We start from the raw sequence: 24,271 nt of genomic DNA on the forward strand, positions 1-24,271 counted from the left end.
CGGCGGGGCCGGGTGGGCCGGGCGGGCCAGGCGGACAGCAGCCTCGCCGCTCACAGCCGCGCCGCTCACAGCCGCGCCCCAACGTGGCGTCTCGCGCGCACCGCGGGGTGGGCGAGACGCCACGGCCAGGAGCGGCTGGTGAGACCCCGTGCATTTCCGGGAGCGAGACGCCATGCCAGGGGGCGGCTGCGCCGAGATGGGAGCACTGCGGCGAACGCGAGAAGCCAACCCCGAACGCGAGAAGCCAACCCCGAACGCGAGACGCCAGGCGCGGGAGCAGATGCCAGGCGTGCCGGGAGCCCAGGCGCGGGAGCCCAGGAGCCCAGGAGGCCCGGACGCGGGCCAGCTCAGGCCACTCGTCTGGCCGGGCCCGTCACCACCCGTCGTACCCCGGCGCCACGGTGGCCCACGGCGCGGCCGCCTCGAGCTGCCCCGACAGCCGCAGCAGCAGGTCCTCGCGCCCGTAGTCGGCGACCAGCTGCAGGCCCACGGGCAACCCGCGGTCGTCCGCGGCCAGCGGCAGGGAGATGGCCGGCTGCCCGGAGAGGTTGAACATGCTCGTGCACACCGAGAACGCCGAGGACCGCGTCCACATCGCCTCCGGGTCGGTCGGGTCGAGGTAACCCAGCTCCGGGGTGGTGGAGGGCAGCGTCGGCAGCATCAGCACGTCCACGCCACCTGGCCCGAACAGTTCCGCCACGCGCCAGCCGGTCCGGGTGGCGGTCTGCAGGGCCCGCGCGACGTCGGGGGCCGAGTGGGTCATGGCGTTGTCGAGGATCACCCGGGTCCAGGGCTCGATGTCGTCGTCGTCGAGGTCTCTTCCCAGTGCGGCGAGGCGCGCGTCGATGGTCGCCCGCAGCTGGGCGCCCATGATGGCGCCGACGGCCGACATCCCCTCCAGCACGTCGACGTCCAACTCCACCTCGCGCACGTCGTGGCCGAGCCCGGCGAGCAGCTCGGCGGTGTGATCGACCGCGGCGCTGCAGGCGGGGTCGGTGGGGAACGGTCCGGGCGCGACGCACAGCAGCCCGATGCGCAGGCGGCCGGGGTCGGCGCCGACCTCCTCGAGGAACGGGCGCGGCGGGGTGGGCGCACCGTAGGAGTCGCCGGGGCGGTGGCCGGCGACGGCATCGAGCAGGGCGGCGCTGTCGCGGACGGTCGTGGTCAGGGCGTGGTGGTAGGACAGTGGCGACGAGAGGGCGTCGGGGTGCGGCCACGTCGGCACACGCCCGCGGCTGGTCTTGAGCCCCACCAGTCCGCACATCGCGGCGGGAATGCGGATGGAGCCGCCGCCGTCGGTGCCGTGCGCGACCGGCACCATGCCCGAGGCGACGGCCGCCGCCGATCCGCCGCTCGACCCGCCCGTCGAGTACCCGGTGTCCCAGGGGTTGCGGCACGGGCCGTGCAGCAGCGACTCGGTGGTGGTGGACTTGCCCATCTCGGGCACGTTGGTCGTGCCGAGCACCACCATCCCGGCCGCCTTGTAGCGCTGCACGGCGGTGCTGTCCACGGTCGCCACGACGTCGGCGAGCAGCCGGGAGCCGTCGGCGGCGGGCAGCCCGGCGACGTCGGTGCCGAGCGCCTTGATGACGATCGGTACCCCGCGCAGCGGGCCTTCGGGCAGGCCGGCCTCCACCTCGGCGCGCGCGACGTCGAACCGGGTGGAGACCATCGCGTTGAGCTCGGGGTCGAGCCGCTCGATACGGGCGATCGCGGTCTCGAGCACCTCGGCGGCGCTGGTGGCACCGGCGCGGATGTCGGCGGCCAGGGCGAGCGCGTCGCGGGTCGGGGTGGGGGTGACGGTCACGGGGTGGCCTCTCGTGGGCGTGGGGATGGTGGGACGACGGTGATGACAGTGACGACGGGGACGACGACGGTGATGATGGTGACGACGGCGACGACGACGAGGTCAGCCCCAGCGGGACTGGCCGCCGTCCAACGGGATGGTCGCACCGCTCAGATACGAGGCCTCGCCGGAGCACAGCCAGGCGACGGGGCGGCCGATGTCGGCGAGGGGGTCGCCCACCCGGCCAGCGGGGATGCCGGCGACGAACTCGGCGGCCTCCTCCGGGTTGTTCTCCATCCACCAGTCGAGCCCGGGGCTGTGGGCGTGCGGGGCCACGTTGAGCGCGCGGATCCCCTCGGCGGCCCACTCGTAGGCGGCGGCGCGGGTGAGGGCGCGGACGGCTTCCTTCACTGCGGAATAGATGCCGTAGTTGGCGGCGTCCCAGCGCACGGCGGCGGAGGTGACGAGGTTGATGATCGTGCCGCCCCCGCGCTTGGCCATCTCGGGCCGGGCGAGCTTCATCAGGGTCAGCGAGACCCGGGGGCCGCCCTCGAAGGCCTTGCGGAAGTCGTCGTCGGGGTAGTCGGACAGCGGCAGGGGCATGGCCATGTTGGCGTTGTTGACGAGGATGTCCACCCCGCCGAGGCGCTCTACGGCTGTGGCGATGATCTGCTCCGGTGCGCCGTCGGTGACGATGTCGGCGGCGAGGCACTCGGCGGTGCCACCGGCGGAGCGGATCTCCTCGGCGACGCGTTCGAGCTTGTGCATCCTGCGACCGACCAGCAGGACCGCCGCGCCGGATTCGGCGAGGCCGAGCGAGATGCCGCGGCCGACGCCCTGTCCTCCGCCCGTGACGATCGCGACCTTGCCGGCCAGGCGGTTGTCGCGGTCGGCGCCGGGCCGTGCGGCCGCGCCCGGCTGGTCGGTGCCCGCCCCGGGCGTGTTCTGGGTGTTCTCGGTCATGGGGTCCTCCGTGGTTGATCGGGATCTCGGTGGGCGGCGATCACGCCGTGATGATGGTGACGAGGCCGGCGACCACCACGAGGGCGATCACCGACGAGCGGAACACGTGGGTCGGCAGGCGTGTGGCGATCGCGATGCCGAGCTGGTTGAACGCCACTCCGACGACGACGCAGGCCGCGAGCAAGGTGCTCTTCGGGCAGCATGCTCACGGTCTGCACGCCCAGCCAGGCACCCGGGAGGCTCGCCCCGCCGAGGATGGCGACGCGTCGCCACTCGATGTGCTGGCGGAGTTGGTAGGTGACGCCCACCCTCGTCACCAACGCCACCACGAGATTGACCACGACCGTCTCGGTCAGGCCGATGCCCGCCATGAGCATGAACGGGGTCGCCATGAGCGACGTGCCGAATCCGGTCATCCCTCCTATGACCGAGGCCACTGCCACGCACACGGCCGCGACCCAGATCAACTCCATGACGGTCCGTCCGACCTCCTACCGGTGCCCGGTGCTGCTAGTCGGCGCTCGACGGTGCGAGGTGGTTGTCGTTGAGCTGGAAGCTGGGCACGTCCTTGAGGTTGATCATCGCCTCGTAGGTGCGCTTGTAGCCGGTCTTCGTGATCATCCAGCGCCCGTCGATGCGGGCGTAGGTGTCGGAGTAGAACGCGCTGCCGAAGATCATCGTGTCGAAGGCGGGGACGATCACCCGGTCCTGCAGGTACCAGCGGCCGGTGGCGGTGTCGCCGTCGACCTCGATCTCGGGGTGGTGGGCCTGGTGCTCGGTGATGACGTCGTTCGTCATCTGACCCTGCAGTCCGGAGACCACCTCGTCGCGGCCGGTGTAGGACAGGCGCTTACCGTAGGACGCGGTGACATCGGGCGCGAGCGTCTGGGCGAGCTCGTCCCACAGCCGCAGGTCGACGCAGCGGAGGTAGCGGTACTTGAGTGACTTGATGGCGTCGATGTCGTCGCGGCGGTCGGGAGTGCTCATCGCTGGCCTTTCGCAGGGGGTCGGGGCGCGCGTGTCGCGCGCACAGCAGCGACTGTAGTCAATTGTGTACAGTTCGGGAATGGAAACCGGGAAGAATGCCGTCGGAGGCGCGCCAGGCGCCCCGAACGGGGACGGCAGCCGTGGCGACGACGACAACGCGGGCAGCCCGTCCCCCACACGCCCGACCGGCCGCGACGAGGTCCGCTCGGCGGTCATGCGGGAGGCCCGCAGATTGCTGTCCGATCGCGGTCCGAACGTCCCGCTGCGCGATATCGCCGACGCGGCGCAGGTCAATCTCGGCCTGATCCACCGGCACATCGGGCGCAAGGACGCGCTGCTCACCGAGGTGATGCAGGATGCGGTGCGTTACGGTGCCGCCCGCCTGGAGGACCTCGACGACGCCGGTGAGGCCGCGCGCGGGATGCTGCTCGGGGCCTCGTCGCACCCGGAGATCAGCCGGCTGCTCGCGTGGCTGGCCCTGGACCGCGAGGCGGCGTTCCCGCCGATGCTCGACCCGTCGCAGCGTCCGGCGGCCGCGTTGCGGCGGATGACCTCTCCCCCGCCCGCCGGCGACGTCGAGCTGCTGCTGGTCTTCACCGCCGTGTACGCCTGGCCCGTTCTCCGGGGCGCGCTGCTCGACGCGCTGGACATCCCCGAGGCCGATCGCGAGGGCATCGACGAGCGGCTGGCGGATCTGCTGGCCCGCGTCATCACCGGCGACCGCTGAGGCCCCCGCCCGGCCCCTCAGCGGTCGGCAGGCCCGTAGGGTGTGGCGTACTCGGCGGGTGTGGCCTGCTCGGCGGCGGGTGCCGGTTCGGTCGGCCCCTGGTCGAGGCGGAACGGCGGGTACTCGTCGCGCAGCAGCAGAACGTACGACGCGACCCGGTAGACCCAGCGGTTGAGGCCGACGTTCAGTGCGAACAGGCCCGGTAGGTAGCGCCCGGTGAACAGCAGGCCGATCGCGGCGATCAGCACCAGGAGTCCCAGCAGGGTGAACCCGGCGCTGGTGCCGTCGTTGTCGGTCGAGGCGTCGACCGCCGCCGCGCCACTGCCGGTGATGATGCCGACGATCAGCAGGTGCGGGATCACCAGTAGCCACCACTTGACCAGCACGAGACCCCGCGACAGACGTTCGGGGTAGACGACGTCCAGATCGGCGGGGTAGTCCGCCCGGCCCAGCGCGAAGGGCGGGTACCGGTCGGTGCCCAGGGCGGCGTAGGCGTAGAAGCCGACCCGCCAGTGCCACCGCATCGCGCCCACGATGAAGGAGAACCACGAGCGCGGGTAGCGGCCGGTGAACAGGATCGCCAGGCCCGCGGCCACCGTGACCACGACCGCGGCTAAGCCCAGGACCGCCAGCACGATGTAGTGCGGAATGGCCAGCGCCCACTTGATCAGCCACAGTGCGCGGGAGACGCCCGGATCCAGATGGCCGGTCAGCCGCAGCGGATCGGGGCCGGTCAACCGGCCCGTGACATCAGCGCCCGGGACGCCCGCGGTTCGGCGTTCGACGTCGCGCCCCAGCCCGGCGGCGCCGAGCAGGATCAGCGGGATCCCCAGCACCAGACCGACGATCCCGGCGATCAGCGTGGCCGGGTTCGCGAATCCGAACAATTCGGTGTGGGCCCCCGCCTGCACGTCCACCCACACCGGGCGGCTGCCGTCGCTGTTCATCACGACGATCGCCCAGTTCCCGGACCGGAGGTCCACATTGAGGGTCTGCTGGGTGGAGCCGGTGACGGAACGCTCCCAGAACCGCTCGTCGGCGGGAGGGCCCGGCACCCGCGTCCCGGGGACCTCGTCGACATCGCCGTTCTCATCCGAGCGGGTCGACCAGTCCGTCGCGTCCATGCCGTAGCCGTCGGCCCACGGGTCGGTGCCGAACACGGCGTGGGGCACATCCCGGAGATACTCGTCGACGGCATCGGCGGGCGCCATGCCGAGGAACACCCGTTGTCCCGGGACGACGGGGGTGGCGCGGACCCGGACGCTGATCAGGTCCTCGAGATCGAACGCACCCGAGGAGGCAGCCTGGTCCTCGTCCAGGTTGAGGGTGAACGGGGCCGTGATGATCGCGTTGCCGACCGAGCGGAACTGCTCGGTCTCGGTGTACGCATACCGCCCGTCCCGCTGTGAGGCCTCTGCTGCGGCGAGCAGGATGCCGGCCGCCGTGAGTCCCAGGCCCAGCGCCGTGAGCAGCACCCCGGCGACGAGCATGATCCAGTTGAGTGGACGGGTCCCCTGCCCGGATCTGGGCGTGGCCGTCGAGCCGGGGTTCGGATCGGAGTGGGACGGAGCGGGTTGCGGAGCACCCATAGCGGTTCCTCAGGAGTAGGTGTCACGACACTCGTCTGGATCGACGATGCCGTCGTAAAGATGACTATATCGTTATATTCGCAGTGTAACTGCGTCGATTGTGTGTTGATTTCCCGTCCGGCCTCGACCCCCTCCGCCGCACCCGGCGGTGGCCTAGGGTGACGGGGTGATCCGCCGCCTCGTCTCCCGCGCCTTCTGGTTCTTCAGCCGTTGGGAGTTGTCGACCCGACCGGCTCCGGATCGACCGACGGTGTTGCTGGGTGCACCGCACACGTCCAACTGGGATTTCGTGTTCATGCTCGGTATCGCCTGGCGACTGGGCATCGACATGCACTGGCTCGGCAAGGCCAGCCTCTTCACCGGGTGGCGCGGGCCGATCATGCGGGCGCTCGGTGGGGTTCCGGTCGATCGGGCGAACCCCGCCCGGGTCGTCGAGGACGTGGTCGGGCAGGTCCACGCGGGCGAGACGTTCGGCCTGGTCGTCGCCCCGGACGGCACCCGCGGCGGGCACACGCACTGGAAGTCGGGTTTCTACCGGATCGCCCGCGAAACCGGCATGCCGGTGACGCTGGGCTACGTCGATCGCAGCACCATGACGACCGGGCTCGGCCCGACGATCGATCTGACCGGCGACGTGGCCGCGGACATGGACACGATCCGTGCCTTCTACGCGGACAAGGCCGGGTTCCATCCCTCAAAGCGGGTCGAGCCCCGTCTGGTCGACGAGCGCCGGGCGGCGGGCACGGATGCCGACCTGCCGCAGGAGCAGCTCGACTGACGTCCGGACTGCTGTCGGGTTCCCGGCCGCGCTCGTCGGTGCGGGATACTGGCTCCATGGACGGCCTGCGCGTGACTCCGGGGCCCGGCGCGCCCCGTGGCCTCACGGTGCCGGCGGGAGACCTGGTCGAGCGCTTCTCGAGGTCGTCGGGCCCCGGCGGCCAGCACGTCAACACCGCCGATTCGCGCGTGCAGCTGAGCATCGACCTGGGCACCACGACGGCGTTGGACGAGGTCCAGCGCGAACGGGCCCTGCGCACCCTCGCCCCGAAACTGTCCGGCACGGTCCTCACCGTCAGCGTCGAGGAGAACAGGTCGCAGCGGCGCAACCGGGCGACGGCACGCCGGCGCCTCGAGGAGCTGTTGCGCGAAGCGGTGGCGCCGCCGGTCGCCAGGCGTGCGACCCGACCCACCCGCGGTTCGCAGCGGCGACGTGTCCAGCATGAACGCCGCCGGGCCGAGATCAAGCGCAATCGGAGGCGCCCCGAACACGACTGATGCCCAGCCGTAGGTTAGGTCAGGTCAGGCCAGGCCCGTCGCGGGGAGCGAGACGAACCCCCGGGTGAACGGCGAGAGCGCCCGAACCGCCGAGTCCCGGTCGACCCCGACCGTCGGGTGCGCGGCGTAGAGCTCCTCCACCGCGATGCGTGCCTGGAGCCGCGCGAAGTGCGAGCCGATGCAGAAGTGCGGGCCGCGGGCGAACCCGAGGTGCCCGCTGATCTCGCGCGTGATGTCGAGCTGCCCGGCGGTCGGACCGAACTCGCGCTCGTCGCGGTTGGCCGAGCCGTAGAGCATCATCACCTTCTCCCCCGCCGGGATCGTCGTCCCGCCGACGGTCACCTCGCGGGTGGTCGTCCGCGCGAGCGCCTGCACGCTCGACTCGAAGCGCAGGCACTCCGAGAGCGCGCCGGGGATCAGCCCCGGGTCGGCCGCGAGCATCTCGCGCTGCCGCGGATGGGAGTCGAGCAGCGCGACGGTGTGCGAGATGAGGTTGCCGGTGGTGTCGTTGCCGCCGGCGACGATGACGAAGCAGAAGCCGAGGATGTCCCAGTCGTCCAGCCGCTCGCCCTCGATCTCGGCCTGAGCCAGAGCGGAGATGAGATCGTCACCCGGGTGGGCCCTCCGCTCGGCGATGAGTTCACCGAAGTAGGCGAACATCTCCGCCACCGCGTCCACCGCCCCGCCCTCGAGACCGGCCGGGCGGAATCCCTCCTCCTGCAGGGTCGTCAGCGCACTGACCCACGGGCCGAACAGCGGGCGGTCCGCTGTCGGCAGGTCGAACAGGTGGGCCAGCACGAATGTCGGGATCTGCGCACTGAAGTCGCGGTGGAGATCGACCACCTCGTCGTCGTCGTACCTCTCGGCCATCTCCGCCAGCCGCCCACGGACGAAGTCGCGGATCCGCGGCTCGGTGGCGGCGACGCGCTTCGGGGAGAACGCCTTGGCCAGCAGCCGCCGCTTCCCGGAGTGCTCGGGCGGGTCCATCATGACGATGGTCGGGGCCAGCCCCAGCTTCTCGATCTCGTCGCGGTAGAAGGTCAGCCCGCTGGCGGAGGAGAACGTCCCGGGATCGCACACGGCGGCGTCGACGTCGGCGTAGCGGGACAGCGCCCAGAAGTCGGGGTGGGCGGTGGTGCCGTCGCCGCGGTGATGGTGCACCGGATCGGTCTCGCGCAGCAGCCGGTAGCCCGGGTAGGGGTCGGCGAGGTGCGCGGGGTCGAACGGGTTGAACGTGGGGGCCGTCGCGGGCTGCTGCATCATGGCGCCATTTAACATGGACTGTTAAACAATGGGAAGGGCCCCTCTAGACTCGAGCGCGTGCCCCGCCCCACCACCCCGCGCTCCACTACCCCCCGCCCCACCACACCCCGCGCCACCGCCACCCGGGACGCCCTCTACCTCGCCGGGCTGCGCCGCTTCGCCTTGGACGGCTGGCGGACGGCACGGGTCCGCGACATCGTCGCCGATGCCGGCCAGGGCAACGACTCCGCGATCAACTACCACTTCGGCGGCCGCGCGGGACTGCTCCGGGAGGTCCTGGACCGCGGCGTCCTGCGGATGGAGGCCGAGCGACGCGCGGACCTGCGAACGTGGGTGTCGTCGCCTCCCGACCTCGCCGAGATCGTGCGGGCGGTGGTGTCCCCGTTGGCGGACCTGTTGGACGACGACGAGGGCCGCTGGACGCTCCGGGTGATCGGCCAGCTGGGAGCGCTCGCGGAGGTGGGCCGGACGGTCAGCACCGGTCCGGTCGCGGACACCGCACTGCAGGATCAGCTGGAGATGCTGGTCGCGGCCGCGACGGCGGCGTGCGGCCCGGACCTGGCCCGCCACCGGGTCCGGCAGTTCATCGTCATGCTCACCGCCGAACTCGCGGCGCGGGCCTGCGATCCGCCGGAGGTCGGTCCCCCGCACGGCACCTATGTGGCGGACCTGATCGACGGGTTCGCGCGAGGGCTCGCGCGGCCTGCGCCCCGCCCCTGAAGGACACCTCCGAGCCCCCCACCAGGCGTTATATCGTCTTGATCTCAGACCTTGCGCCACCGGGCGGGATCAGTAGCGTGGGGGTATGAGCACTTCCGAGATGATCACGTCCCATCCGAATCCGACCGACGGCCTCGACGTGGACCTGCTCGCCGAGGCCATCGACGCGGCCGCGTCCTGCGCCACCACCTGCACGTCGTGCGCCGACGCGTGCCTCGCCGAGGAGTCCGTCGCCGACCTGCGCGACTGCATCCGCACCGACCTCGACTGCGCGGATGTCTGCGCCGCCACCGCCGCCCTGCTGAGCCGCCGAACCGGCAGCAACCTCGAGGTCGTCAAGGCGCAGCTGACGGCGTGCCGGACGGCCTGCGCCGCCTGCGCCGACGACTGCGAGCAGCACGCCGAGATGCACGAGCACTGCAAGCACTGCGCCCGGGCCTGCCGGCGCTGCGAGAAGGCCTGCGCCGACCTGCTCGCCGCGATCGGCTGAGCCCCCGGTGGCAGCCGGGCGAGCCGTCTGGACCGGCGGTCACTTCCGGCCTCCCAGTTCGTAGGCCGATTCATCCAAGTGCGTGAAGTAACGCTTACCAAACTTCCGGCGATGTTACTCCTGGGAGAAGGGGTGGTGAGTGTCTCCCGCAGTCGCACTGAGCCGATCCGCGGCGGTGCCTTGCCGAGGGAGACACGATGGTCGGTTTCAGGCGGTCCAGACACAGAGATCGCCGCCCTGTCGGAGACGACGCCGCCACACGACAGGCCCCTTCCCCGGCTCACGGCACCACTGAACGCGCTCCGCGCCCGGGCTCCCCTCCGGGGCTCGGCTGGGCCGTCCTGGGTGTGGCGCTCCTCCTCGGCCTGTTCTTCCTGGTGCCGCTGGGCCTGGAGCGATCGGCTGCGGTCGTCCCGACCACATCCGCCGACCCCGTCCCGCAGACTCCCGGTCCGCAGACCTGGGTCCTGTCGTCGACCGTCGCCGATCCGGGCCCGAACGCCGGTGACTCCGAGGCCGAGCGCGACCCGAAGGGCGCCCGCGCCACCGGAGAAGACAGGGGCGGCGTCGGCGACAGCGACGATTCGGCGTCCGTGATCATCCGGGCCCCCGCCGCCGGCCCGACCCCTGAACCCGGCGCCGTTTCGGCGACCACCACGGCGCATTCCGCCGCGCCGCCGGGCGGGTCCTCGCTGACGTCCGCGACCGTGCCGACGATGTCGACGTGTCCGCAGCCCACCCCGACCGGGCTCGCGCCGAGGCTCGCGGAGAAGCTGGGTGCGGATCTCGGTTCGACCTCCGGCACCGGCGACGGCACCGCCGGGGCGTGCGCGGGCTGACCTGCGGCGAACTAGAGCCCGTACTCGATCAGCGGCTTGCCCTGGGCGTCGACGAGCACGGTGAGCCCGCCCCCGCTCCCACCGGCCGAGCGCCACAGGTAGCAGACGCCGGTGCGGGTGTCGCGCAGGATCTCCGCGGTCCCGCCGAACCCCATCGACTCGGAGTGGATCTTCTCGAACCGCTTGTCCTTTTTCGCCATACGCCCATCGTGGCACCGGCGGGGTGTGCCGGACAAAGGTACGACGACGACGAGGTCAACCCGCCCCGGGATCCGATTCAGGAGTCGATGTGGCGGAACAGTCCGCGGGTGGCCTCGGCGACGGCCCGGTCCGGAGCACGGAGTTCGAACGGGATGGCGGGGTGGGTCTCGTTGTCGCGGGTGCGCACCCGGGCCTCGGTGGTCTGCGGGCGTCTGCGACCGCCGATCAGGTGAACGGCGACGACCATTCCCGCGAACACCATGACGGTGAACAGGGCGGGCAGCATCCAGGTGGTGCGGGACATCAGTGCGGCTCCGGCGGCGAGTTCGGCGGATGCGACGGCGGTGTTCAACGACGACCCGATCGTCAGCAGGCCTGTCCCCAGCGCGAGGGTCGCGGCGGTGAGGCCGAGTCCGACGAGGGCGGCCGTCGTGATCGTGCTGCGGCGACGTGCGGGGACCGTGCTCATGATGGATCTCCTGTCTGGGCGTCTATACAGGATTCGGAGGCCCCCGCATTCCGGATGGGTGGCGGACCGGAATGTTCCCGAGATTCACACTGCCGCCCCCCGGATCCGCACCGCGGCCCCTCAGGGTGACCCGGATTCGACCTTGAGATCGGCCCTGACCGGTGTCAACGGGGCGGTGTCGGGGGTTATGTTGGAGGGCGTCCCATCCCGCCAGCGACCCCTCGAATCGAGCCAGCATGAACGAGCAGCACGCGCGGCGACCGGACGGGCCGTGGTCCGAGGACTGGCTCGACCGGTCCGAGACGCCGGGGCAGGCCAACCCCACCGAGCAGTTCCCCACGGCGCAGTTCCCGCCCGCCGAGCAGCCTGAGCCCCAGCGCTACGAACCCCAGCGCTTCGCCCACCCGCACCAGCCGGCCCAGCCGTACGCGCGACCGCCCGAGCCGCTGGCCCACGAGGGTGGGTTCCCGTACGGCATGCCGCCCGCCGCGCCCTACGGTCCGACCGCCCCGTATGGCCCCGGCCAGCAGTTCGGGTACGCCGATCAGTACATCCCGCAGCACCTGCACGTGGCGCCGCACCAGTTCCCTCAGGGCCCCTACCCGCCCCAGTTCGGTTATCCGCCGATGCAGCAGACGGTGTACGTGCACGGCGGGCAGGTCAGGCGCGTCAACCACGCCCTGCACCTGATCCTCACGCTGCTGACCTTCGGGTTGTGGCTGCCGGTCTGGATCATCCTGGCGATCGCGGGTTCCTGACCGGCTCCCGCCTCAGCCGTCGGCCTGCCACCGCCCGGTGATGAGCGCGGTCAGCTCTTCGACCCACTCGTCGTCCAGCGCGGCGTCAGGGCTCACCAGCAGCCGGAAGATCGCCGCACCCGCGACGACCTCCGCCAGCACGGGCAGGTGGTCGTCGCTCCGGCGGGCCCGACCGAAGCGCGATTCGAAGGCTGGCAGGTTTCCGGCGAGCCGGGCGATCATCCGGGCGTGCAGGTCGGGATCGGCCACGGTGTCGGCGATGAGGCCGGGCAGGGCCACGCGCACCTCGGGCCGGTCGAACAGCACGCGGACGGTCTCCACCAGCGCGCGGATGTCGGCCTGCGGATCCCCGACAGCGGCACCAGCCCCGCCGGCGCTGCTCGCCCCGCCGCCCGCGCCGTCGGGTGGCTCGAACGCCGGGATCACCTCCGCCTCGAGCACCGCCTCGTGGACGAGCTGCGCCTTGCTCGACCAGCGGCGATACAGCGCGGCGGTGGTCGTGCCGGCGCGCGCCGCGATGGCGGACAGCGTCAGCGCCGGGTAGCCCGTCTCGAGGATGAGTTCGCGGGTGGCGGTGATGATCGCGGCGTCGATCCGGCCGTCGCGCGGCCGCCCGGGCGCGGACTTCGCTGATCCGCCACGCGCGGTGTCGCCGTCTGCTGTCATGGTCTCACCCTAGTTCCGATACGCCGAACATCGTATTCCCGCCGCCGACGCGAGACCGCGAGACGCCGCCACCCAGCACCTCAGGGAGAGCCCCGTGCATCTGAGCCCGCTCGACGAGTTCCCCATCCACCAGACGCCCGCGCCGCTGACGTGGCCGGCCACCTCGGACCGCAACTTCTACGACCGCTCCTACTTCAACGTGCTGGACCGCGAGGGCCGCTTCATGGTGCTCACCGGGATCGGCTACTACCCGCGCCTGGGCGTGAAGGACGCGTACTTCGTGGTCCGCCGCGGCGACACGCAGACCGCGGTGCGGATGAGCGACGCCATCGACGATGACCGCCTCAACCCCCACGTCGGCGGGTACCGGCTGGAGGTGATCGAGCCGCTGCGGGAGATCCGGCTGACCCTCGAGCGCACGGAGGGCATCGCCGCGGACCTCACGTGGCGCGGCCTGTTCCCCGCCGCACTGGAGGACCCGCACTCCATGCTCACCGACCGGCGGGTGACGCTCCAGGCCAGCCGGTTCGCGCAGGTCGGCTCGTGGGAGGGGTGGATCGAGGTCGACGACGACAAGATGGAGGTCACCCACTCCTCGTCGGTCGCCGCCCGGGACCGCTCGTGGGGTATCCGCCCGGTGGGCGAGGCCGAACCGGCCGGCAGGCCCGACACGGCCTTCCGGGGCATGTGGTGGTTGTATCTCCCGCTGGCGTTCGACGACTTCCAGCTGTTCCTCATCCTGCAGGAGGACCCCGACGGCCACCGCAGCCTCTACGACTGCACCCGCCGCTGGGCCGACGGCCGGGTCGAGCAGCTCGACGGCGTGCGCGTGGCGGTCGAGTACACGCCCGGCACCCGAATCCCGACGGGCGTGCGGGTGGAGTTCATGAACCGCGCGGGTGAGCGGATCCGGCTCGAGGTGGAGTCCCGGCTGTACGCCCCGATCGCGTTCGGCTCCGGCTATGGCGGCGACTCCACGTTTGCCCACGGCAGCTGGAAGGGCGAGAACTTCACCGACCGCGTGACCTTCGACCTGACGGACCCGCAGGTCATGGCCGGGGCGGCGTTCAGCCTCATCGACCACGTGGGCCACGCCGTCTGCACCGAGGCCGACGGCACCCGACGCGAGGGTGCGGGCCTGTTCGAGCACGGGGTGATCGGCCCGCATCACCCGTCGGGGTTCTCGGACTGGACGGATGTGGCGAAGTGAAGGTCATGACGGCACTGTTCTCCCCGACCGACGCGGTCCGGCGCGCCGAGGAGCTCAGGGAGGCGGGCGCGTCCGGGGTGTTCACCTTCGAGGGCCCGCACGACGTGTTCACCCCGCTCGTGTTGGCCTCGCAGGTCGGCGGCCTGGACCTGATGTCCAACGTGGCGATCGCCTTCCCCCGCAACCCCATCCAGCTCGCGCACCAGGCGCACGACCTGCAGACGCTCAGCGAGGGACGGTTCGTCCTGGGCCTGGGCACGCAGATCCGGGCGCAGATCGAGAAGCGCTACGGCACCGAATTCGACCGGCCCGTCGAGCGGATGAAGGACCTCGTGGGCGCCCTGCGGGCGATCTTCCATACATGGGCCACGGGCGAGCGACTGGACTTCCGCGGCGAGTTCTACCGCCACACCCTCATGACCCCCACGTTCGTGCCGCCGCCCACCCCGTACGGCCCGCCGCCCATCTACCTCGGTGCGCTCGGCCCGCGACTGACGCGCGCGGCCGCCGAGGTCGCCGACGGGCTGCTCGTGATGCCGTTCGGCACCACCCGGTTCCTCCACGAGCACACGATGCCAAGGGTTCGGGCGGGCCTGGCGGCCGCCGGGCGGAGCGAGGAGGAGTTCGAGGTGGTGCCCGAGGTGATCGTGTCGGTGACGGACGGACAGAACGACGACGAGCACATGTCCACCCGCCGCCTGTTGGCGTTCTACGGCTCGACGCCCGCCTACCGACCCGTGTTGGACGCCCACGGCTGGGGCGATCTGCAGCCCGAGCTGAACGCCATGAGCAAGCAGGGGCGGTGGCAGGAGATGACCTCGCTCATCAGCGACGAGATCCTGCACACGATCGCCGCGTGCGGTTCCCCGGCCGAGGTCGCCGCCCACGTCCGTGACCGCGTGAACGGCGTCGGCGACCGCGTGTGCCTGTACCAGACCGGGCCGATCGCCACCGATGCGCTCGCGCAGATCGTCGACGAGTTGGCGGGCCGGCCATGAACACCGTCGAGTTCGAGCAGGTCACCGACGACAGCTACGGCGGTAAAGCCGCAGGTCTGGCCGAGCTCATCCGACTGGGCCTGGACGTACCGCCGGGGTTCGTCATCGCCGACGCGGGGGCCGACCTCGTCGTCGTCGACACTCAGTCCGACACCACCGTCCCAGCCCACACCACCGTCCCAGCCGACACCACCGCCCGGTGGTACCGCCGCATGGCCGAGGCGGGCGCGATCCCGGTCGCGGTGCGGTCCTCGGCGGCCGGGGAGGACGGCGCGCAACAGTCCTTCGCCGGGCAGTACGACACCGTGCTGGGCGTGGACTCGGCCGAGGCGCTGGCCGAGGCGGTGCGGACGTGCGTGGCGTCGGCGGCATCGGGGCGCGCGACGGCCTACCGCGGCGCCGGGCCCGACTCCCCTGCCACCGACTCCCCCGCCACCGACTCCCCCGCCACAATGCACCTGGTGGTCCAGCAGATGGTCGACGCGCGGGCGGCCGGCGTGGTGTTCACCGCCGACCCCACCACGGGGCGGCGCGACCTCGTGGTGATCGACGCCGTCGCCGGGCTGGGCGAGTCCCTGGTCGACGGCACCGCCTCCCCCGACCACCTGGTCCTCGACGCCGCCGGCACCGTGGCGGTGAGCGAGGTCGGCGAGCGCCCGGTGCTCCTCGGCGAGGACATCGAGGCGATCCGGTCCGACGCGCTGACCGCCGAGCGGCACTGGGACCGGCCGATGGATCTGGAGTGGGCGATCGACCGGGAAGGGCGGCTGTGGTGGCTGCAGGCGCGGCCCGTCACCACGCTGCCCGCGGACCTGGGCGGGATGGATTCGACACTCGCCGGCAGCGACCACGTGTACACGCGCTGCAACATCGGCGAGATGATGCCGGGGGCGTACTGCCCGCTCACCGCGTCGGTGTCGGGGTACGCGATCGACCACGCCATGCAGTTGATCCAGGTGGTCGCCCGCGCGCAGCCGAGTTATGAGCAACCGTGGCTGCAGGTGGGCTACTTCTCCGGGCACATGTTCCTCAACCTCACCGAGGGCACCGCGCTGAGCTCGGGACTGCTGGGCAATTCGCTGGAGCAGTTCTCCACGTCGATCTGCGGGCGGGTGGTCGACGAGCTCGTGCCCAAGCCGCCGCAGCCGTTCCCGCGGCGACTCGGTAATACGGTTCGACTGTCGACGTTCGCCCTCACCGCGGGCCCGGCCGTGCGGGGTCTGGGCGAGCAGATCGGCGCGTTCGAGGTCCCCACCGGCTGTGACCCTCTACGGATGTGGCGGCAGCTCGAGGACGGGATGCGGCTGTACTGCGAGCTGACGTTGACGCACGTGCGGTCCTCGTCCCGGGCGGCGGTCGCGGCCAACGTGCTCGAGAGCACGCTCGTACGGCAGGCCGTGGCCGCGGGTGGCAGCGAGGACGACGGCCGCGCCGAGGCCTCCCGGCTCATGGCCGGCGCCGCGGATGTGGAGAGTGCGCTCATGCTGGCCGAACTCGACGCCGTGGTGCGCGCGTTGGCCGCGGACCCCGGCGCCGCCGAGCGGTTTGTCGGCGCGGATCCCGGCGCGGCGGTGGAGGCGGTGCTCGCCTCGGCCGACGGGTGGGGTGTCGCGCTGCGGCGGTTCCTGTTACGCCATGGTCATCGCGGGTATCGCGAGCTGTGCATGCGAGACGCGTCGTGGGCCGACGATCCCGAGGGGTTGGGCGCGATCATGCAGGTCATGGTGCGGTCCACGCTGGAGCGAGGTGGGCAGGCCCCGGCGACCGCGGCGGTCCCGGAGCCGGAGTCACGCGCGATCCGCCAGCTGGCGCGGTGGGCCCGGGCCGGTGCGCGGGGCCGCGAGGAGACCAAGTCCAAGATGGCACTGATGGCGCACTCCTTGAAGCGCGGTTATGGGCATCTGGGCGAGGTGCTCTCGGCGTCCGGGCGGCTGCCCGATGCGGATCTGGTGTTCTTCTTCGACCGGCCCGAGCTGGCGCGGATCGTCGGCGCGCCGGGTCCGGTGACCGGTGGACTCGGGAGTCACGGCTCGGACGGCAGCGTGTCGGCCTCCCCGGAGGAGCTGGTCGCGCAGGCTGTCGAGCGCCGGGAGGCGCTGGCGTTCCAGGACGCGCTCGAGTTCCCGGACGTGTCGGTGGGCCGGCCGACTGCGTTGATCGCCCGGCCGCCGCGCGAGGCTGAGGACGGCGAGATCGTGGGCCGTCCGGCGAGCCGCGGAACGGTGGAGGGCGTGGTGCGGGTGGCCCGCTCGATCGTCGATGCCCGCGAGGTGCAGCCCGGCGAGATCCTGGTTGCGCCCGTGACGGATGTGGGCTGGACGCCGTATTTCACTGTGATCGCGGCGCTGGTCACTGACATCGGCAGTTCTGTCTCTCACGGCGCGGTGGTCGCCCGCGAGTACGGCCTGCCATGCGTGGTCAACACCATCGACGCCACCCGAACGCTGCGCACCGGCGACCGCGTCCGAGTGGACGGCGACCGCGGCGTGGTAACGCGACTGGAGGGGTGAGGGTCCGGCGCTCCACTACTGCGCCGCAAACTGCGCGGTCAGGTCAGAACGGTGGTGGGTCGATGAGTTCGTCGAGGCGTTCGTGGAGTAGGGCGCGGATGCCTTTTTCGATGTCGCTGTGGTGGGGTTTGTTGCGGGCCCACCAGCGGCTGGCGCTCTCGGGGGTGGCGCTGGCGGGGGTGGCTTTCTCGGGCGTGGTGTCGGTGGCCGCGCCGGTGCTGGAGCTGGAGGCGCCCGTCCCGGTGCCGGAGGCGGGTGGGGCGGGGTCAAAGGTGCGGGCGCGTTCGGCGTTGCGGCGTTCGGTGCGGTGGCGCGCGGCGCGGCGCGACCAGAACGTCGGCTCCGCGTCGGCCTKCTCGTCACCGGTGGGCCCGGGGCTGCGGCGTTGCTGCCGGGTCCACGCCTCGGTCTCGGCGCGGGCCTGTTCACGCCGGTACTCGGCCAGTGGGCCGGAGGGTCGGGTGAGCATGGTCGARCCGTCCGGGGTGCGCACCAGCAGGGTGCCGTCGGGCTGYAGGTCGTAGATCCAGTCSGAGAAGGTCTTGAACCGGTGATGGCGCCGGCACATTGCGGCGAGGTTKSCCTCGATGGTGTGCCCGCCCCGCTGGGGGTCGGCGTGATCGAACGGCACCACATGGTCCAGATCACAGGCCTCGGCCGGGATCGCACAGCCGGGGTGGCGACAGGTGCCATCGCGCAGCCGGATCCGGCGGGCCAACTGGGCGCTGGGCCGGTATTTAAGGGCGGTGCGGGCGTCATCGGCGGCGCCGATGCGCGGGTCGATGGGTTCGAAGGTGGCTCCGTCGCTGGTGGCGAGCATGTCGAGCAGGGCCTGCAGGGCGGCCTGGCCGGTGCGGGTGAACTCCACTCGGGCGCCGCCGGCGTCGCGGGCGGTGTTGCCGGTGGCGATGACGGTGACCTTCGGCCGCAACGCCACCCCGGCACCCGGCGCGCCGGGACGGCCGGGGCGGGCGGGGGTGCCGGCTAGGCCGGGATCGCCGCACACCAGGGACATCAGGGCGTCGGCGCGACGCTCGGCGATCGAGTAATCCTCGACCTCGCCAGAGCCGCCGGTGCCGGTGTCGGTGTCGGGGTCGGCGGTGTCGGCTTGGATGTTGGCGGCGGCTTGGGCGTCGGCGTACTTGTGGTCTTTCACGCGTTGGTCGAGGGCCTCGGCCAGGACGGCGGCTTCCTCGGTGGCCAGGATCGCCGAGACACTGGACATGCCGTCGACGCCCTTGTGGAACCGCACCCCGCGGGTGCGGGCCGCTTCCTGACGGCGCAAGCGGATGCCGTTGGCGTCGTAGCGGGCGATGATCGCATCGACGTTGCCGCGGATGGCTTTCTCGCCCATGCGCACCCCGCCCTCGATCGCGGCGAGATACTCCTCGACGACCTGCCGCTGCACCGCCTCGAGCACATCGACGTGGACGGTGGCCATCTGCGAGGCCAGTATATTCGCAGCCTGCAGATCCAGCCGCCCCTGCGCCATCGCGGAGAGGATCGCCGGATACCGCAGGTGCAGATCGAGGGCGAAGGTGATCATCCGTTCGGCCCGGCCCGTCGAGATCGCCATCGCCGACACCACATACCCGGCCGCGACATCGATCGGATCGAGCACCGCATGACCGGGCCGACACTCACCGCCGCCCGCCCCGGACTCCTCCCGACGCTGGCATTCGACAAACAACTCGTAACAGGCCACGAACCGGCGCGCCGCCGCACGATTCTCGCCCATCCACCCCTCCCGCGCCGCCGCCCGCAGTTCCGACATTGCAGTGGGCGCGGAGGGCGAGACAAAGGGGGAGGAGTCGCCGGACGGGGACGGGCCACCGGCCGCGGTGTCTGCGTTTCCGCCCATGTGCTCCACCCCCTGACCGCCTGGCTACCTGGTATCGAATCTGTGTTCTATACTACGCACACCCATTCGAACACGCAAGGGTCGAATCACTACACTTCGCCACCCGGGGCCCATCCCTCTCGACTGGCGCAGAAGAACCCAGCCAGCAGGGTGGACTCGTCGCAATAGGCTGCCTCCATGCTGCCGGTCACCCCTCGGAGCATCGACCACAACAGCCTCACGACCCGGGACGATGCCAGCGAGACGATCTTTCGTTGCCGCCGCCCCTGGCGCCGCCCGCGGGAGGCTGCTAGAGGTGGAGGCACACGCCCCTGCGCCAGGAGGAGGACGAGATGATCGCCGAGGACCGTATCGACCCGGACGAGTACACCCCGGGCCCGGATTCAGTCACCGCACCCGAGGAGTACGAGCCCGAGGTGACCGTCGAGGACCCCTTCCGCGAGGCAAATCCGGCCGACGTTGCCGAGCAGGCCATCGAGCTCCCCGCCGACGACGGCGACGGCGAAGCGGTGGGTGACGACGACGAGGTCGCCTGACCCTGCGCTCCGCGCCTGAGCCGGGCGCGGAGCGTGCCGAACCGGCAAGGGGTGCAGCCAAGGTGACGAATCCGCCGTTGCGCCGCCCTGCCGGTGCCGCTAACCTTGCAGCACCAGAAGGGGAGTATCCCTCACACGCGTCGTCGTCATTCCGGCCCTCGGGCCCGGCGGCGCGGGCCGACCAGGCCGGGAGAGACCTTCGATCACCCACTGATCGAAAGGTCCCCGATAATGCACACCCCTCTCTGGCTCTGGCTCGCGGTCATCGCCTTCATCGTCGTGATGCTGGCCATAGACCTCGTCGCCCACCGCAAAGCACATGTCATCGGCGTCAGGGAAGCCGCGGTGTGGTCTGCCGTCTGGATCGCCCTCGGCGTCGGCTTCGGCGCGATCGTCTGGGCGGTCTGGGGCGCGGACTTAGGCCAGCAGTACTTCGCCGGGTATCTCATAGAGAAGTCCCTGGCAGTGGACAATGTCTTCGTCTGGGCGATCATCTTCGCCCACTTCGCGGTGCCCGCCCAGTTCCAGCACCGGGTCCTGTTCCTCGGCGTCCTGGGCGCGCTGGTATTCCGCGGCATCTTCATCGCCGGCGGCGCGCTGCTCATCCAGAACTTCTCCTGGATCCTGTACATTTTCGCCGCATTCCTGCTGTACACGGGCTTTCGCATGATCCGCCAGCGCGACGAGCACCTCAACCCGGACCAGTCCCGCATTCTCGCGGCCTTCCGCCGGCTGGTGCCCATGACGGACACGTTCCACGGTCAGCGGCTGCTGGTCCGTAAGGGCGGGCTGATCATGGCCACTCCCCTGTTGGCTGTGCTGGTGCTGGTCGAGACGACCGATGTGGTCTTCGCCGTCGACTCCATTCCCGCCATCTTCGCGGTCACCGACGAGGTGTTCCTGGTCTTCACGGCCAACGCGTTCGCGATCCTGGGCCTGCGCGCGATGTACTTCCTGCTGGCGGATCTGGTCCACCGGTTCGTCTACCTCAAGATCGGGCTGGCACTGGTGCTGATGTGGGTCGGCGCGAAGATGCTGCTCAAGATCGACGTCTTCTACATTCCGACCCCCATCTCGCTGGCCGTGATCGCGACCATCCTCACCGTGTCGGTCGTGGCGAGCCTGCGGGCCACGCGTGGTCACGAGCGCCAGAGCCCGCCGACACCGGCCGAGCCTCCGTTCCGCATCGCCACCGCCGAGGAGGACGCGCAGCTCGAGCCGCTGTTCCGTCGCGGGCGGACGCGCGGCGTGTCAGAGGACTCCCCCGCCGCGACACCACGCTGACCGTTGCCGAAGAGCGTCCCGCGCACACCCCGCGACAAGCGGGTGCGCGGGACCCTCTCGAGCCCCAGCCCGGGTACGCGTGACGCCTTATGACTTCCGGTTTTCGGGAGTAGGGTCGGCAACAACGCCGGTGATCCTCGTCACTAGCACGGGCCGCACCGGCACCTCTACGAAAGGGCCGGTCATGAGTGTCAACAGTTTCGGTTCGAGGGATTCGCTGGCAGTCGGGGGCGTGGACTACGAGGTCTACCGACTCGATCAGGTCTCCACCGCGGTCCCGCTCCCCTACAGCCTCAAGGTCCTGCTGGAGAATCTCCTGCGCAACGAGGACGGCCGAGTGGTGACGGCCGAGCAGGTCGAGGCACTGCGGGAGTGGACTCCCCAGTCCCCGCCGGAGCGGGAGATCCAGTACACGCCCGCCCGGGTGCTGATGCAGGACTTCACCGGGGTGCCGTGCGTGGTGGATCTGGTCGCGATGCGCGATGCCATCACCGACCTCGGCGGCGACCCCAAGAAGATCAATCCGCTCATCCCCGGCGAGCTCGTGATCGACCACTCGATCATCGCGGACGTATTCGGCCGCCCGGATGCGTTCGAGGTCAATGCCGAGCTGGAGTTCGGCCGCAACCAGGAGCGCTACCAGCTGCTCCGGTGGGCGCAGGAGTCGTTCGCCGACTTCGTGGTGGTCCCGCCGAACACCGGCATCTGCCACCAGGTCAACCTCGAATACCTGTCCCGGGTCGTCTTCACGCGCGAGGGGACCGACGGTATGACCCAGGCCTACCCGGACACGCTCGTCGGTACCGACTCCCACACGCCGATGGTCAACGGTCTCGGCGTGCTGGGCTGGGGCGTCGGCGGCATCGAGGCGGAGGCCGCGTTGCTCGGCCAGCCGATGAGCATGCTGATCCCGCAGGTCATCGGGCTCAAGCTGACCGGCGAGTTGCGGGAGGGCACCACGGCCACCGATCTCGTCCTCACCGTCGCGGAGCTGCTGCGCCAGACCGGCGTGGTGGGCAAGTTCGTGGAGTTCTTCGGCCCGGGCGTCGCGGCGGTCCCGCTGGCCAACCGGGCGACACTGGGCAACATGAGCCCCGAGTTCGGCTCGACGTGCGCCATCTTCCCGGTAGACGACGAGACGCTGGACTACCTGCGGCTGACGGGTCGGTCGGAACAGCAGATCGAGCTGGTCGAGGTCTACGCCAAGGAGCAGGGCCTGTGGCACGACCCGGACAACCCGGCCGAGTACAGCGAGGTCATCGAGCTGGACCTGGGGACGGTGGTCCCGTCGATCGCCGGGCCCAAGCGGCCGCAGGACCGCATCGCGCTGGGCGATGCGCCGGCCGTGGTGCTGGGCAATCTCGACGAGGAGAAGAACCGGTCGGAGAAGGACGACGGGAGTCTGGATGACGCCTCGGCGGACTCCTTCCCCGCCAGCGACCCGGTCTCCCCCGGTTCCACTACGGCGAAGAACGAGCCTCCCCGCCACTACTCCGAGGAGCAGCTGACCGCCAACGCCGAGCTCGGGTGGCCGAGCGATCCGGCGGAGATCATGATCGACGGCGACGAGTCGCCGGTGATCTTCGACCACGCGGACGTGGTCATCGCGGCGATCACCTCGTGCACCAACACGTCCAACCCCTCGGTGATGATCGGAGCGGCGCTGCTGGCCAAGAAGGCCGTGGAGCGTGGTCTGAAGCCCAAGCCGTGGGTCAAGACGACGTTGGCCCCCGGGTCTCGGGTCGTCACCGACTACTACGACCGGTCCGGCCTCACCCCGTACCTGGAGGAGCTCGGGTTCGATCTGGTCGGCTACGGCTGCACGACGTGTATCGGCAACTCCGGGCCGCTGACCCCGGCGGTGAGCAAGGCGGTCAATGACAAGGACCTCAACGTCGCCGCGGTCCTGTCGGGCAACCGCAACTTCGAGGGCCGCATCCACCCCGAGGTCAAGATGAACTTCCTGGCGTCCCCGCCGCTGGTCATCGCCTATGCGCTGGCCGGGACGATGCGCAAGAACCTTCTTGAGGACCCGCTCGGAACGGGCTCTGATGGCGAGCCGGTCTACCTCCGTGATGTGTGGCCCAGCTCGGCGGAGATCAAGGAGGTCGTGGACGCCAATCTCGAGGCAGACATGTTCACCAAGGGCTACGCCGACGTCTTCGACGGGGACGACAACTGGCGCGGCATGGACGTGCCGGGGGGTGACAAGTTCGACTGGATCGAGGACTCCACCTACATCCGCCGGCCGCCGTACTTCGACGGAATGGCGGTCGAGCCCGAGCCGATGCGGGACATCACCGACGCCCGCGTCCTGGCGCTGCTGGGCGATTCTGTGACCACGGACCACATCTCACCGGCCGGGGCGATCAAGCCCAGTTCGCCCGCGGGCGAGTACCTGCAGCAGCAGGGGGTCGAGCCGGCGGACTTCAATTCGTACGGGTCGAGGCGCGGCAATCACGAGGTGATGATCCGTGGCACGTTCGCCAACGTCCGGCTGCGGAATCTGTTGGCGCCCGGCACCGAGGGCGGGGTCACCACCCATTTCCCCAGCGGTGAGCAGACCAGCATCTATGACGCCTCGAACCGCTACGCCGAGGAGGGCGTGCCGTTGGTGGTGATCGCCGGGGCCGAGTACGGGTCCGGGTCGTCGCGGGACTGGGCGGCCAAGGGTACGTCCCTGCTGGGGGTACGGGCGGTGATCGCGCAGTCGTACGAGCGGATCCACCGCTCGAACCTCATCGGGATGGGCGTCCTGCCCCTGCAGTTCCCCGAGGGCGAGTCCGCCGAGAGTCTCGGCCTCAAGGGCGACGAGTTGTTCTCCATCACCGGGCTCGAGGGCCGGGACAGCGTTCCGGAGGAGGTGACGGTCCGGGCCGGCGAGGGCGACTCGGCAGTCGAGTTCACGGCGAAGGTCCGCATCGACACCCCGGCGGAGGAGGCGTACTACGAGCACGGCGGCATCCTGCCGTACATGCTCCGGCAGATGCTCTGATCCCACGCCCCACCCCACGCCCCGCGACCCAGCCCACCGTCGCGAAGAGCGTTGGGGCCGCCCCGGCACCGGAAGTCTCGACGACAACGACAACGACGACGACGAGGTGGGCGACCGCCGACGACCCGCAGTTGCGGAGAGAGC

General features: G+C 70.9%; 23 protein-coding genes and 1 pseudogene. 13 read left to right on the forward strand and 11 right to left on the reverse strand.

Going from position 1 to position 24,271, the window contains the following annotated elements; translation table 11 throughout:
• Window positions 1-373: 373 nt before the first annotated feature.
• The 5 genes and pseudogenes from G6R20_RS16245 to G6R20_RS16260 all read right to left on the reverse strand — a co-directional run bounded on the left by G6R20_RS16245 (window position 374) and on the right by G6R20_RS16260 (window position 3,736).
• The gene (locus tag G6R20_RS16245) at window positions 374-1,807 is read right to left on the reverse strand and encodes an amidase (protein ID WP_163377007.1); all 1,434 of its coding nucleotides are present in this window, start codon (window positions 1,805-1,807) and stop codon (window positions 374-376) included.
• Between the two features lie 102 nt (window positions 1,808-1,909).
• Complete coding sequence (locus G6R20_RS16250; protein WP_240341524.1) at window positions 1,910-2,749, reverse strand: SDR family oxidoreductase; 840 nt, start codon at window positions 2,747-2,749, stop codon at window positions 1,910-1,912.
• A 40-nt stretch (window positions 2,750-2,789) separates the two neighbouring features.
• Complete coding sequence (locus G6R20_RS18905) at window positions 2,790-2,933, reverse strand: hypothetical protein (RefSeq protein ID WP_240341531.1); 144 nt, start codon at window positions 2,931-2,933, stop codon at window positions 2,790-2,792.
• 55 nt (window positions 2,934-2,988) lie between these two features.
• Window positions 2,989-3,222 (reverse strand): annotated as a pseudogene (locus G6R20_RS19145) (TSUP family transporter); the annotation flags it as partial.
• Window positions 3,223-3,259: 37 nt separating this feature from the next.
• Window positions 3,260-3,736 carry a nuclear transport factor 2 family protein gene (locus G6R20_RS16260; protein ID WP_096906942.1) on the reverse strand — a complete coding sequence of 159 codons (477 nt, stop codon included), beginning with the start codon at window positions 3,734-3,736 and terminating at the stop codon, window positions 3,260-3,262.
• Between the two features lie 79 nt (window positions 3,737-3,815).
• Between G6R20_RS16260 and G6R20_RS16265 the strand changes: the two genes are divergently transcribed.
• Entirely contained in the window at window positions 3,816-4,463 is a 648-nt protein-coding gene (locus G6R20_RS16265; protein WP_227022230.1) for a TetR/AcrR family transcriptional regulator, read from the forward strand.
• Between the two features lie 17 nt (window positions 4,464-4,480).
• Here G6R20_RS16265 and G6R20_RS16270 read toward each other — a convergent pair whose 3' ends face one another.
• Window positions 4,481-6,052: a DUF4389 domain-containing protein gene (locus G6R20_RS16270; RefSeq protein ID WP_240341525.1), complete on the reverse strand. Its 1,572-nt coding sequence runs from the start codon at window positions 6,050-6,052 to the stop codon at window positions 4,481-4,483.
• A 166-nt stretch (window positions 6,053-6,218) separates the two neighbouring features.
• Here G6R20_RS16270 and G6R20_RS16275 point away from each other — a divergent pair, with 166 nt between their 5' ends.
• Window positions 6,219-6,830, forward strand: coding sequence for a 1-acyl-sn-glycerol-3-phosphate acyltransferase (locus G6R20_RS16275; protein WP_163377008.1), 612 nt, complete (start codon window positions 6,219-6,221; stop codon window positions 6,828-6,830).
• Window positions 6,831-6,886: 56 nt separating this feature from the next.
• Entirely contained in the window at window positions 6,887-7,327 is a 441-nt protein-coding gene (arfB, locus tag G6R20_RS16280; RefSeq protein ID WP_163377009.1) for an alternative ribosome rescue aminoacyl-tRNA hydrolase ArfB, read from the forward strand.
• A 24-nt stretch (window positions 7,328-7,351) separates the two neighbouring features.
• Here arfB and G6R20_RS16285 read toward each other — a convergent pair whose 3' ends face one another.
• Complete coding sequence (locus tag G6R20_RS16285; RefSeq protein WP_240341526.1) at window positions 7,352-8,590, reverse strand: cytochrome P450; 1,239 nt, start codon at window positions 8,588-8,590, stop codon at window positions 7,352-7,354.
• A 57-nt stretch (window positions 8,591-8,647) separates the two neighbouring features.
• Between G6R20_RS16285 and G6R20_RS16290 the strand changes: the two genes are divergently transcribed.
• The 3 genes from G6R20_RS16290 (at window position 8,648) to G6R20_RS16300 (ending at window position 10,639) form a co-directional block, all read left to right on the forward strand.
• Entirely contained in the window at window positions 8,648-9,310 is a 663-nt protein-coding gene (locus tag G6R20_RS16290) for a TetR/AcrR family transcriptional regulator (protein ID WP_163377010.1), read from the forward strand.
• 85 nt (window positions 9,311-9,395) lie between these two features.
• A complete protein-coding gene (locus G6R20_RS16295; protein ID WP_067716409.1) occupies window positions 9,396-9,800 on the forward strand; it encodes a four-helix bundle copper-binding protein in 405 nt (134 codons plus the stop codon).
• Window positions 9,801-10,147: 347 nt separating this feature from the next.
• Window positions 10,148-10,639: a hypothetical protein gene (locus tag G6R20_RS16300; protein WP_163377011.1), complete on the forward strand. Its 492-nt coding sequence runs from the start codon at window positions 10,148-10,150 to the stop codon at window positions 10,637-10,639.
• A gap of 11 nt (window positions 10,640-10,650) precedes the next feature.
• Here the strand turns inward: G6R20_RS16300 and G6R20_RS16305 are convergent, their stop codons facing one another.
• On the reverse strand, window positions 10,651-10,839 hold the full coding sequence (locus G6R20_RS16305) for a DUF6440 family protein (RefSeq protein WP_067716403.1): 189 nt from the start codon (window positions 10,837-10,839) through the stop codon (window positions 10,651-10,653).
• A gap of 77 nt (window positions 10,840-10,916) precedes the next feature.
• Window positions 10,917-11,309, reverse strand: a complete 393-nt coding sequence (locus G6R20_RS16310) for a hypothetical protein (protein ID WP_163377012.1) — start codon at window positions 11,307-11,309, stop codon at window positions 10,917-10,919.
• 236 nt (window positions 11,310-11,545) lie between these two features.
• Here G6R20_RS16310 and G6R20_RS18915 point away from each other — a divergent pair, with 236 nt between their 5' ends.
• Window positions 11,546-12,067: a hypothetical protein gene (locus tag G6R20_RS18915; RefSeq protein ID WP_240341527.1), complete on the forward strand. Its 522-nt coding sequence runs from the start codon at window positions 11,546-11,548 to the stop codon at window positions 12,065-12,067.
• 12 nt (window positions 12,068-12,079) lie between these two features.
• Here G6R20_RS18915 and G6R20_RS16320 read toward each other — a convergent pair whose 3' ends face one another.
• On the reverse strand, window positions 12,080-12,733 hold the full coding sequence (locus G6R20_RS16320) for a TetR/AcrR family transcriptional regulator (protein WP_163377013.1): 654 nt from the start codon (window positions 12,731-12,733) through the stop codon (window positions 12,080-12,082).
• Window positions 12,734-12,827: 94 nt separating this feature from the next.
• On the opposite strand from G6R20_RS16320, the gene G6R20_RS16325 reads away from it, so the two are divergent.
• Genes G6R20_RS16325 through G6R20_RS16335 form a run of 3 tightly spaced genes read left to right on the forward strand, consistent with a single transcriptional unit; the run spans window position 12,828 to window position 17,451 of the window.
• Window positions 12,828-13,943: a hypothetical protein gene (locus G6R20_RS16325; protein ID WP_163377014.1), complete on the forward strand. Its 1,116-nt coding sequence runs from the start codon at window positions 12,828-12,830 to the stop codon at window positions 13,941-13,943.
• Window positions 13,940-14,941: a TIGR03617 family F420-dependent LLM class oxidoreductase gene (locus G6R20_RS16330; protein ID WP_163377015.1), complete on the forward strand. Its 1,002-nt coding sequence runs from the start codon at window positions 13,940-13,942 to the stop codon at window positions 14,939-14,941. The genes G6R20_RS16325 and G6R20_RS16330 overlap by 4 nt, the downstream gene beginning before the upstream one ends.
• Entirely contained in the window at window positions 14,938-17,451 is a 2,514-nt protein-coding gene (locus G6R20_RS16335; RefSeq protein WP_163377016.1) for a PEP/pyruvate-binding domain-containing protein, read from the forward strand. The genes G6R20_RS16330 and G6R20_RS16335 overlap by 4 nt, the downstream gene beginning before the upstream one ends.
• A 43-nt stretch (window positions 17,452-17,494) precedes the next feature.
• On the opposite strand, the gene G6R20_RS19060 is transcribed toward G6R20_RS16335, so the two are convergent.
• Complete coding sequence (locus G6R20_RS19060; protein ID WP_163377017.1) at window positions 17,495-19,312, reverse strand: HNH endonuclease signature motif containing protein; 1,818 nt, start codon at window positions 19,310-19,312, stop codon at window positions 17,495-17,497.
• Between the two features lie 332 nt (window positions 19,313-19,644).
• On the opposite strand from G6R20_RS19060, the gene G6R20_RS16345 reads away from it, so the two are divergent.
• The 3 genes from G6R20_RS16345 to G6R20_RS16355 all read left to right on the forward strand — a co-directional run bounded on the left by G6R20_RS16345 (window position 19,645) and on the right by G6R20_RS16355 (window position 24,127).
• Window positions 19,645-19,848, forward strand: coding sequence for a hypothetical protein (locus G6R20_RS16345; RefSeq protein WP_067716139.1), 204 nt, complete (start codon window positions 19,645-19,647; stop codon window positions 19,846-19,848).
• Between the two features lie 231 nt (window positions 19,849-20,079).
• Window positions 20,080-21,132, forward strand: a complete 1,053-nt coding sequence (locus G6R20_RS16350; protein ID WP_163377018.1) for a TerC family protein — start codon at window positions 20,080-20,082, stop codon at window positions 21,130-21,132.
• A gap of 184 nt (window positions 21,133-21,316) precedes the next feature.
• Window positions 21,317-24,127 carry an aconitate hydratase gene (locus G6R20_RS16355; RefSeq protein WP_163377019.1) on the forward strand — a complete coding sequence of 937 codons (2,811 nt, stop codon included), beginning with the start codon at window positions 21,317-21,319 and terminating at the stop codon, window positions 24,125-24,127.
• Window positions 24,128-24,271 lie beyond the last annotated feature (144 nt).

Origin of the sequence: Dietzia sp. Alg238-R159 (assembly GCF_900537145.1) — a bacterium.
In the GTDB taxonomy this organism is placed as follows: Bacteria; Actinomycetota; Actinomycetes; order Mycobacteriales; family Mycobacteriaceae; genus Dietzia; species Dietzia kunjamensis.

What these genes read in the sequence shown, in the direction of transcription:
- G6R20_RS16250 (WP_240341524.1), bottom strand. Translation starts at nt 2,749, where the DNA reads ATGACCGAGAACACCCAGAACACGCCCGGGGCGGGCACCGACCAGCCG.
- G6R20_RS16260 (WP_096906942.1), bottom strand. Translation starts at nt 3,736, where the DNA reads ATGAGCACTCCCGACCGCCGCGACGACATCGACGCCATCAAGTCACTC.
- G6R20_RS16265 (WP_227022230.1), top strand. Translation starts at nt 3,816, where the DNA reads ATGGAAACCGGGAAGAATGCCGTCGGAGGCGCGCCAGGCGCCCCGAAC.
- G6R20_RS16270 (WP_240341525.1), bottom strand. Translation starts at nt 6,052, where the DNA reads ATGGGTGCTCCGCAACCCGCTCCGTCCCACTCCGATCCGAACCCCGGC.
- arfB (WP_163377009.1), top strand. Translation starts at nt 6,887, where the DNA reads ATGGACGGCCTGCGCGTGACTCCGGGGCCCGGCGCGCCCCGTGGCCTC.
- G6R20_RS16285 (WP_240341526.1), bottom strand. Translation starts at nt 8,590, where the DNA reads ATGATGCAGCAGCCCGCGACGGCCCCCACGTTCAACCCGTTCGACCCC.
- G6R20_RS16295 (WP_067716409.1), top strand. Translation starts at nt 9,396, where the DNA reads ATGAGCACTTCCGAGATGATCACGTCCCATCCGAATCCGACCGACGGC.
- G6R20_RS16305 (WP_067716403.1), bottom strand. Translation starts at nt 10,839, where the DNA reads ATGGCGAAAAAGGACAAGCGGTTCGAGAAGATCCACTCCGAGTCGATG.
- G6R20_RS16310 (WP_163377012.1), bottom strand. Translation starts at nt 11,309, where the DNA reads ATGAGCACGGTCCCCGCACGTCGCCGCAGCACGATCACGACGGCCGCC.
- G6R20_RS18915 (WP_240341527.1), top strand. Translation starts at nt 11,546, where the DNA reads ATGAACGAGCAGCACGCGCGGCGACCGGACGGGCCGTGGTCCGAGGAC.
- G6R20_RS16320 (WP_163377013.1), bottom strand. Translation starts at nt 12,733, where the DNA reads ATGACAGCAGACGGCGACACCGCGCGTGGCGGATCAGCGAAGTCCGCG.
- G6R20_RS16335 (WP_163377016.1), top strand. Translation starts at nt 14,938, where the DNA reads ATGAACACCGTCGAGTTCGAGCAGGTCACCGACGACAGCTACGGCGGT.
- G6R20_RS16345 (WP_067716139.1), top strand. Translation starts at nt 19,645, where the DNA reads ATGATCGCCGAGGACCGTATCGACCCGGACGAGTACACCCCGGGCCCG.
- G6R20_RS16350 (WP_163377018.1), top strand. Translation starts at nt 20,080, where the DNA reads ATGCACACCCCTCTCTGGCTCTGGCTCGCGGTCATCGCCTTCATCGTC.
- G6R20_RS16355 (WP_163377019.1), top strand. Translation starts at nt 21,317, where the DNA reads ATGAGTGTCAACAGTTTCGGTTCGAGGGATTCGCTGGCAGTCGGGGGC.